Genomic DNA, 8,039 nt, shown 5'->3' with positions numbered 1-8,039 from the left:
ATGCCCGTAGCTTCCTTCGTCGCAACGGGCACGGCCTTCGGCCGCCTTTCGGTCGCGCTCTGCTGTCGATGCCCGTAGCTTCCTTCGTCGCAACGGGCACGGCCTTCGGCCGCCTTTCGGTCGCGCTCTGCTGTCGATGCCCGTAGCTTCCTTCGTCGCAACGGGCACGGCCTTCGGCCGCCTTTCGGTCGCCGCCTGCGCGGGAGGGCCCAGCCTTTTTGCAGCGAAGCGAAAAAAGGCGTTCCCGTCATCCTTCCCCCCAAGCCCCCCATCCCTTCCCCAGCGCGCTTTTATCAGGGGAAGAATCGGGGACGCGGGGCGCACCGCCCATCATGGCGGGCGGGGCTGTACAGTTAGAGCATTTTCAGATTGAAAGGCATTGCGTTTCAGACCATACGGTCTGTCGTTGCGCGGAAAAAATGCGCTTTTTCAGCCCACTTTGGGCCGGGCGGCGCTGTGCAACCGCCTCGCAGTTTACCTTTTTCAAAGGCAAAACATTCTATCGAAAAAAAACCGGGCTCCGGCATACGCCGGAGCCCGGTTTTTTTTCATGGTCTCGTTTTGGGGGGAGAAAAAGGAGTCGTCCTTCTCTGCGTGTGTTGTGCGCGGCTCCGTGCAGGTAAAGACGGTATCCCCTGATAGAGCATTTTCAGTGTGAAACGCTTCGCGTTTCACACCATACGGCCTAGCATTTCGCGGAAAAAGCGCGCTGGGGGAAGGGTGGGGGGGCTGGGGGGAGGGGAACCCCCGCCCGCGCTAGGCGCGGGGGTTCCTCTCCCCCCGGAACAGAACGCCCCTGTAACACGCCGTGCTACACGATGCCGTGTTCGCCCGGCTTTTCGTATTCCGGCTTCTGCTGCTGCCGGACGTAGAGTTCCGTATCGCCCAGGGCCAGCAGGACGGCCGAGGACACGTAGATGGAGGAGACCGTGCCGATGAACACGCCGATGAGCATGGTCAGGGCGAAGTCGTGGATGACGCCGCCGCCCAGCAGGTAGAGGGCCAGGGTGGCGATGAAGGTCGTACCGCTGGTGAGGATGGTACGCGAGAGCGTCTGGTTCACGCTGCGGTTGATGAGTTCCTCCAGCTTTTCCGTGGGCGCGGCCCGCAGGTTTTCGCGCAGGCGGTCGTACACGATGATGGTGTCGTTGAGGGAGTAGCCGATGAGGGTCAGCAGGGCGGCCATGACGTTGAGGTCGATCTCCACGTTGAGCAGGGAGAGCAGGCCCACGGTGATGAAGACGTCATGCAGCAGGCCCACCACGGCGCCAAGCGCGAAATTGAGCTTGAGCACGAAGCAGACGCCCACCGTGACCGCCAGCGCGGCCAGCACCAGCCAGCCCATGCCGAGGCCCGTCATGCCCACCAGGTACATGCTGCCCCAGAGGGCGGCGGCCATGATGATGCCCGCCATCCAGCGCTGTTCGAAGCGGCCGGAGATATAGACCGCGATGAGCAGCACCGCGTAGTAGAGGGCGGCCAGCGCCTTGTTGGTCAGGTCGTCGCCCACCTTGGCGCCGACCACCTCGAAGCGCTGGATCTCCACGGGATTATCGGGGAAGGCCGCGTGCAGGGCGTCCAGGATGCTGGTGCGCAGGGCGGAGGAGCTGCCGTCCTCGGCCGTGGCGACGCGCAGCAGGAACTGGCGGCCATCGTCGCCGTAGCGCTGGGTGGAGACGCCGGGCAGCTCGGTGGCGGTCAGGCTCTTTTTGAGGGCTTCGTCCTGTACGGTCTGGGCAAATTCCACCTGCGCCACCACGCCGCCGGCAAAGTCGATGCCGAGACGCAGCCCGTTGCCCCAGAGGGCGGAGCCCAGGCCCACCAGCAGGAACAGGATGGAAATGGCATAGGCGATGCGCCGTTTGCCGATGAAGTCGATATGCGTATCATGCTTGATGAATGCAAAAGCCATGTTCGTTCCTCCCGGCCCTAGATGCTGATGCCCTTGGGGCCGCACTTGCGCGCCCAGTATTCAAAGATGGCGCGCGAAACAAAGATCGCCGTGAACATGGAAGCCAGGATACCCAGCGACAGCGTCACCGCGAAGCCGCGGATGGGGCCCGTGCCGAACTGGTAGAGGATGATCGTGGCGATGATGGTCGTCAGGTTGGAGTCGGTGATGGAGATGGTGGCGCGCTCAAAGCCGGCCTTGACTGCGGCCAGCGGCGTGAAGCCGTGCCGTAGTTCCTCGCGTATGCGTTCGTAGATGAGCACGTTGGCGTCCACGGCCATGCCGATGGTGAGCACGATGCCCGCGATGCCCGGCAGGGTGAGGGTCGCGCCGAAGGCGGCCATGCCCGCCATGATGATGAGCATGGTGAAGATGAGCATCACGTCGGCGATGACGCCGCTCAGGCCGTAGTAGATGGCCATGAAGACCACCACGGCGGCCGCGCCCACCACGGCGGCCCGGACGCCGCTGTCGATGGACTCCTGTCCCAGGGACGGGCCCACGGTGCGCTCTTCTTCCACGGTGACGGGCGCGGGCAGGGAGCCGGAACGCAGCACCACGGCGAGGTCGGAAGCTTCCTGCGTGGTGAAGCTGCCGCTGATGGAGGCCCGGCCGCCGCCGATGCGCTGCCTGATGACCGGCGCGGAGTAGACCTTGCCGTCCAGCACGATGGCCATGCGGCGTCCCACGTTCTCGCCGGTGACGCGCTCGAAGATGTCGGCCCCGCGGCTGTTGAAGGTCAGGCTGACGGCGGCCTGGCCCTGCTCAAAGGTCGGCTGGGCGTCGGCCACGTCCTCGCCGGAGAGCATGGCGTCCTTTTCCACGGCGATGAGCTGTCCGGAGACTTCCTCGCCCGACGCGCCGCGCTCCAGCAGGGGCAGCGCCTCGACGCCCGAGGGCAGGACCGGCTTTTTGGGGTCCACGTCGTCGCGCACCAGATGGAAGGAGAGATGCGCCGTCTGCCCCAGCACCTGCACGGCCCGGCGCGGGTCGGAGAGGCCCGGCAGCTGCACCTGGATGCGGTAGCCCGCCTGCTTGCGGATATCCGGCTCGGCCACGCCGAACTGGTCGATACGGTTGCGGATGGTGCGCAGGGCCTGATCCACGGCCATGTCCTTCAGGCGGTCGGCCTCGGCGTCGGTGAAGCGGCCCACGAAACGGAGCTGGCCCGAATCGCCGGCCACGGGCTCGTCAAAGAGCAGCTGCGGGTAATATTTGTGCAGCAGCTCCTCCAGCTTCTGGCGGTCGTCGCCGTACGGCAGGAGGAACTCCAGACGGTCGCCGCCCACCACGCGGGGACGGAGCACGACGATCTTTTCATCCTTTCCCAGGCGGCGGATATCCTGTCCGGCCAGCGCCAGCGAATTGCTGACCGCCTGGTCCACGCCCACCGCCAGGGTCAGATGGATACCGCCCTTGAGGTCAAGGCCGAGGTTGATCTGTTTTTCCGGCAGGACAGAGTGCAGGGCCGTCCCGATGCCGGGCATGCTGGGCAGGGCATAGGCAAGGCTCAGCAAAAAAACGACAAGAGCGACGCCGAGACGTGTACGTAATCCTATCATGGGGTTACCTTTTGCTCAAAAATAAGGAGGCCGGGCAGCATGGCGCGTGTCCGGCAAACAGCATCACGGCCCCGCCGCAGCGGGGCCGGATCGGAAAGAGAGCAGACGGACATCCGTCTGACGGTCATCGCCTACTTGGGCTCTTCAGCCTTGCCGTTCTTGTCCAGCACGGCCCCGACGGCGCCGCGGTTCAGGCGCAGCTTGGCTTCGCCGCACTCAAGCAGGATCTGCTCGTCGTCGATCTCCAGGATGCGGCCGATGAAGCCGCCGGACGTCATGATGCGGTCGCCGCGCTTGAGCTCGGAAAGCATCTGCTTGTGGGCCTTGGCGCGCTTCTGCTGCGGACGGATGAGCAGGAACCAGAAGATGGCGAACATGAGGATGAGCGGCAGGAACTGCACCAGCATGTCGGTGCCGCTGGCGGGAGCGCCGCCGGCCTGGGGCGTGCCCATGGCGAAAGCGATGGAATGGAACAAGGCGTACCTCCGAAAGGAATGTGTGGCAGCGCCTCAGGGCGGCGCTGCTCATGGTTGCGGAACAATGGTTGTCTATCCTAGCCTGCTCCGTGAAAACATGCAAGTCTCATTCCCGCGACACGGTGTCCGCCGAGCGGGCGGCGGCCTGCGCCCGCGCAAGGCACTGCCGGGCAAAATCCACGGCCAGCGCGGCCACTCGTTCCCGACTCTCGCAATGGGTCGTGGGCAGGTGGCCCCCGTGCGGGCTGCGGGTACGCAGCAGGCAGAGGCGGGCCTCCTCGCCGCCCCAGTGACGGAGCAGGTATGTGCTGTTCCAGGGATGGCAGCAGACGTCATGGCGCAGCTGCACGATGCAAAGGGGCGGCGTCAGCCTCCCCAGCTCGGGCCGCAGACGCCGTTGGGCCGCTTCCAATTCCACGAAGTGGGGCAGATAATAGACGGTCTCGTGCCCCTGCCAGGGCGCGACGGCCCGTGCCGCCGCCGAGCGCGGCAGCAGCGGCACGCAGGGACGCAGACGCGCCCGCCAGCGCAGGAAGCGAAATTGCGGCGCGGCGTAAAAATACGGATGCCACTTGCGGAAATAAAGGGGAACGGCCAGCGCCAGCAGCCCGGCCGGCGGCGGCAGCTCTCCCCGGGCGGCGGCCACGCAGATCTCCAGCGCCAGCAGCCCCCCCAGAGAATAGCCGGCCAGCCAGACCGGCCCCTGACGGCAAAGATCCCGGTAGCGCGCCAGCGCCGCCGTCCGCCACTGCTCATAGCCGCTGGCCAGATAGGCGGCCAGATCGCCGCCGTGCCCCGGCAGGGGCGCAGCGTCCACCGTAAAGCCGTCCGCCTCCAGAGCCACGGCCAGAGGGCGCATCTCAAACGGGCTGCCTGCCAGCCCGTGCAGCAGAAGACAGGGCATCCTTGCTCCCGGCCCGCATTGGGGCTATATGTTCCCTTCCGCCACAGCGGACAGGAACGCTACATGAACACATGCGATACGCTCATTTTGGCGGGGCTGCTCATCACGCAGGACGATCAGCGCCGCATCCTCGAAGACGCCGCCCTTGCCGTCCGGCAGGGCCTTGTGGCCGATATGGGCCCGCGAGCGGACATGACGGCCCGCTGGCAGGCCGCCCATGTGCTGGACTGTTCCAGCATGCTCGTTCTGCCGGGCCTCGTCAATGCCCATACCCATGCGGCCATGACCATGCTGCGCGGCCTGGCCGACGACATGCCGCTCATCGACTGGCTGACGCAGCGCATCTTTCCCGTGGAAGCCGGGCTCACCCCGGAAGAAGTGCGGCTGGGCAGCCTGCTCGGCTTCGCGGAGATGCTCCGTACCGGCACCACGGCCTGTCTGGATATGTACATCCACGAAGAACAGGTGCTGGAGGCCGCCCACACGGCGGGCATCCGCTGCGTCGGCGGGGAGGGGGCCTTCCAGTTCCCTTCCGCCTGCTGCCCCGACTACCGGGCCGCGCTGGAGGCCACCCTGCGCCTCAGCGAACGTTGGCAGGGCAATGATCGCCTGCGGCTGGCCGTCATGCCGCACAGCGTCTACACCACCACGCCGGAGATCCTGCGGGCCTGTCGGGATCTGGCTGCCGGACTGGCCCTGCCCCTGCATATCCACCTTGCCGAAAGCCCGGCCGAAACCGCCCAGAGCCTCTCCCTGCACGGCAAGCGTCCCGTGGCCCATGCCGCGGACTGCGGCCTGTTCGAGGTCCCCTGCACGGTGGCCCATCTGGTGGACGTGACGGACGAAGAAGCCGCATTGCTCGCCCGTTGCGACGTGGTGCCCGTGCACAATCCCTCCTCCAACATGAAGCTGGCCTCCGGCATCATGCCCGTCCCCCGGCTCCTCGCCGCCGGGCTGGACGTGGCCCTCGGCACCGATGGCGCCGCCAGCAACAATCAGCTCAACATGTTTGCCGAGATGCGGCAGGCGGCCCTGCTGCACAAGGTCGCCTCCGGCGATCCCACCGCGCTGCAGGCGCAGCAGGTGCTGGACATGGCCACCCGCAACGGCGCGCGCGCCCTGCACGACAGCCGCCTCGGCCGGCTTGTCGTGGGATTGCCCGCCGACCTCGTGGCGCTGGATCTGGATCTGCCCAACCTCCAGCCCCTCTATCATCCCGTTTCGCATCTGGTCTACGCGGCCAGCGGGCATGAAGTGCGCCTGACCATGATCCAGGGCGAGATCGTCTATCAGGACGGCCGCTACCCCCGCTTCGACTATCCGGCCCTGCTGCAAGAGTTCCGGGCCGTCCGTCAGGCCGTGCTCCGTCGCTCCCCCGCGTAGATCTGGGAATAGTTGCGTTGGGGGGAAGGGGGACCCCTCCGCCGGCGCGGGAGGGGTCCCCCTTCCCCCCAAGCCCCCCATCCCCTCCCCAGCGCGCTTTTATTCGGCAAATGGAACTGTGCGGGGGCACAGCGGCTTTCCCACGCTGACAGTCCCCCGGCGGCATGCTGAAAAGGCAGGGGACGTTACGTTCGTAAGAGTTTTGACAGGCTCCGTCATTCGTTGTGACTGCCGTAAAGGGCGGCTTTAAAGCGTTTGCCTTTGAAAAAGGCAAAACGTGAGGCGGCGGCACAGCGCCGTCAGGACAAAAGGGAGTGGGAAAAACGCGTTTTTCCGCAAACGACAAGCCGTATGGTTTGGAACGCACGGGTTTCAAACGGAAGAAGCTCTAAAGAGAGAGAGAGAGAGAGAGAGAGAGAGACGGTTCCGGAATGCAGTATGTATCTTTAAAAAAACTGAGAAGGATAACGTATCTTTTGCATAGTGAAAAAGGTTTGCGGAAGTGCTGTGCAGATTTTTGCAGTACAAGAAAAAAATGTTTTTGCAAACATTATTGTGGAAAATAATTTTCTTCTACGCAGTTGTCGGTGGCGGTCAAGAGGAGGCGAGGTGCTGGGGGGTAGTCGCGAGAGCGACTACCCGCAAGCGAGCACACGGAAAAACCACGCTTTTTCCGTAATGCGAGAGCAGCGTCAGCAGGGAAATGAGACACAATTTCACTGCGAATCCGATCTAAGCGGGTTTTCCGGCGCAGGGGAAGGTAGGACAGGACGGCGAAAAAGCGCGCTGGGAGGGGGAGGGGAGCGTGAGGGGAGGGGGGCCCCTCCCGCGCGAGGCGAGGGGGCCCCCTCCCCTCACATCATCCAGAAAAAAATTACCGGATGAAGTTGGTCTTTTCCCACGGTTCGGGCGTGGGCGGCATGATGCCGGCGGCCTTGCCGGCGGCGATGCACTTGAGCATCCAGCTCATGTTGTCGGCCAGGGTGCGCATGGTCTGGAGGCCTTCCTTGTCCTGCTGGGCTTCTTCAGCATTGTTGCCGTGGATGGAGTTCCAGTACTGGGAGCTGACCAGCGGCATGCGGCACATGGTGAAATATTTGTTGAGCCGGTCAAAGGAAGCGGAAGCGCCGCCCCGGCGACAGCTCACCACCACTGCCGCGGGCTTGAAGGCATAGGGTGCGGCCTTGCAGTAGAAGACGCGATCCAGAAAAGCGCAAAGGGTGGCGTTGGGGCCGGCATAATAGACGGGCGAGCCTACGATGATGCCGTCGGCCTCCTTGAGGAGGCGGATGCCTTCATTGACCGGATCATCCTGAAAGATGCACTGGCCGGTCTGCACGCATTTGCCGCAGGCGATACAGCCGCGGACGGCCTTGTGGCCTACATGGAGCAGGGTGGAGTCGATGCCGTTCTCGCTCAGGCGGGCGGCGATGGTCTGGAGGGCGGTGGCGGTCGAGCCCTTGGCGTGCGGGCTGCCGTTGACAAGCAGAACGTTCATGGTCTGTCTCCGGTGCTGAGGTTGCGGATCGGGCTGCGGAGCCCGGTGTGGTTTTCAATGAAAAAAGTCGGCCTCCTTGCGGCGGCCGACCGTGTTCCCGTGTTCTTGAAGGTTTTTCCGTGTGGAACGCCCCGCGCTTCACACCATATAGCCTGTCGCTTCGCGGAAAAAATGCGATTTATCCGCTCACGCTGGGCCTGTTGATGCAAATTTATTGATAATTCAAGTGCGTAAGGCGAACAAACTGAACGCGCTCCGCTTACCT

The 8,039-nt window shown here is 64.4% G+C and carries 6 protein-coding genes; 1 reads left to right on the top strand and 5 read right to left on the bottom strand.

Translation table 11 applies throughout. From position 1 onward, the window contains the following. Nucleotides 1-811: 811 nt before the first annotated feature. The 4 genes from secF to Q0K12_RS08755 form a co-directional block, all read right to left on the bottom strand. Nucleotides 812-1,912 carry a protein translocase subunit SecF gene (gene secF, locus Q0K12_RS08770; protein ID WP_297262061.1) on the bottom strand — a complete coding sequence of 367 codons (1,101 nt, stop codon included), beginning with the start codon at nt 1,910-1,912 and terminating at the stop codon, nt 812-814. A 17-nt stretch (nt 1,913-1,929) separates the two neighbouring features. Then, nucleotides 1,930-3,513, bottom strand: a complete 1,584-nt coding sequence (gene secD, locus Q0K12_RS08765) for a protein translocase subunit SecD (protein ID WP_297262059.1) — start codon at nt 3,511-3,513, stop codon at nt 1,930-1,932. Between the two features lie 131 nt (nt 3,514-3,644). Beyond that, nucleotides 3,645-3,989 carry a preprotein translocase subunit YajC gene (gene yajC, locus Q0K12_RS08760; protein WP_297227185.1) on the bottom strand — a complete coding sequence of 115 codons (345 nt, stop codon included), beginning with the start codon at nt 3,987-3,989 and terminating at the stop codon, nt 3,645-3,647. A gap of 106 nt (nt 3,990-4,095) precedes the next feature. After that, entirely contained in the window at nt 4,096-4,893 is a 798-nt protein-coding gene (locus Q0K12_RS08755) for an alpha/beta fold hydrolase (RefSeq protein ID WP_297262057.1), read from the bottom strand. A 63-nt stretch (nt 4,894-4,956) separates the two neighbouring features. Here Q0K12_RS08755 and Q0K12_RS08750 point away from each other — a divergent pair, with 63 nt between their 5' ends. Further along, nucleotides 4,957-6,276, top strand: coding sequence for an amidohydrolase (locus Q0K12_RS08750; RefSeq protein ID WP_297262055.1), 1,320 nt, complete (start codon nt 4,957-4,959; stop codon nt 6,274-6,276). An 874-nt stretch (nt 6,277-7,150) separates the two neighbouring features. Here the strand turns inward: Q0K12_RS08750 and Q0K12_RS08745 are convergent. Then, nucleotides 7,151-7,774 carry a flavodoxin family protein gene (locus tag Q0K12_RS08745; protein WP_297262053.1) on the bottom strand — a complete coding sequence of 208 codons (624 nt, stop codon included), beginning with the start codon at nt 7,772-7,774 and terminating at the stop codon, nt 7,151-7,153. Between the last annotated feature and the right edge of the window lie 265 nt (nt 7,775-8,039).

The organism is uncultured Desulfovibrio sp. (assembly GCF_944324525.1).
In the GTDB taxonomy this organism is placed as follows: domain Bacteria; phylum Desulfobacterota; class Desulfovibrionia; order Desulfovibrionales; family Desulfovibrionaceae; genus Desulfovibrio.
This window is presented reverse-complemented; position numbering and strand designations above follow the sequence as displayed.

Bases quoted from the DNA above. Each gene is read 5' to 3' on its own strand.
- Q0K12_RS08750 (WP_297262055.1), top strand. From the start codon at position 4,957: ATGAACACATGCGATACGCTCATTTTGGCGGGGCTGCTCATCACGCAG.
- secF (WP_297262061.1), bottom strand. From the start codon at position 1,912: ATGGCTTTTGCATTCATCAAGCATGATACGCATATCGACTTCATCGGC.
- Q0K12_RS08745 (WP_297262053.1), bottom strand. From the start codon at position 7,774: ATGAACGTTCTGCTTGTCAACGGCAGCCCGCACGCCAAGGGCTCGACC.
- secD (WP_297262059.1), bottom strand. From the start codon at position 3,513: ATGATAGGATTACGTACACGTCTCGGCGTCGCTCTTGTCGTTTTTTTG.
- Q0K12_RS08755 (WP_297262057.1), bottom strand. From the start codon at position 4,893: ATGCCCTGTCTTCTGCTGCACGGGCTGGCAGGCAGCCCGTTTGAGATG.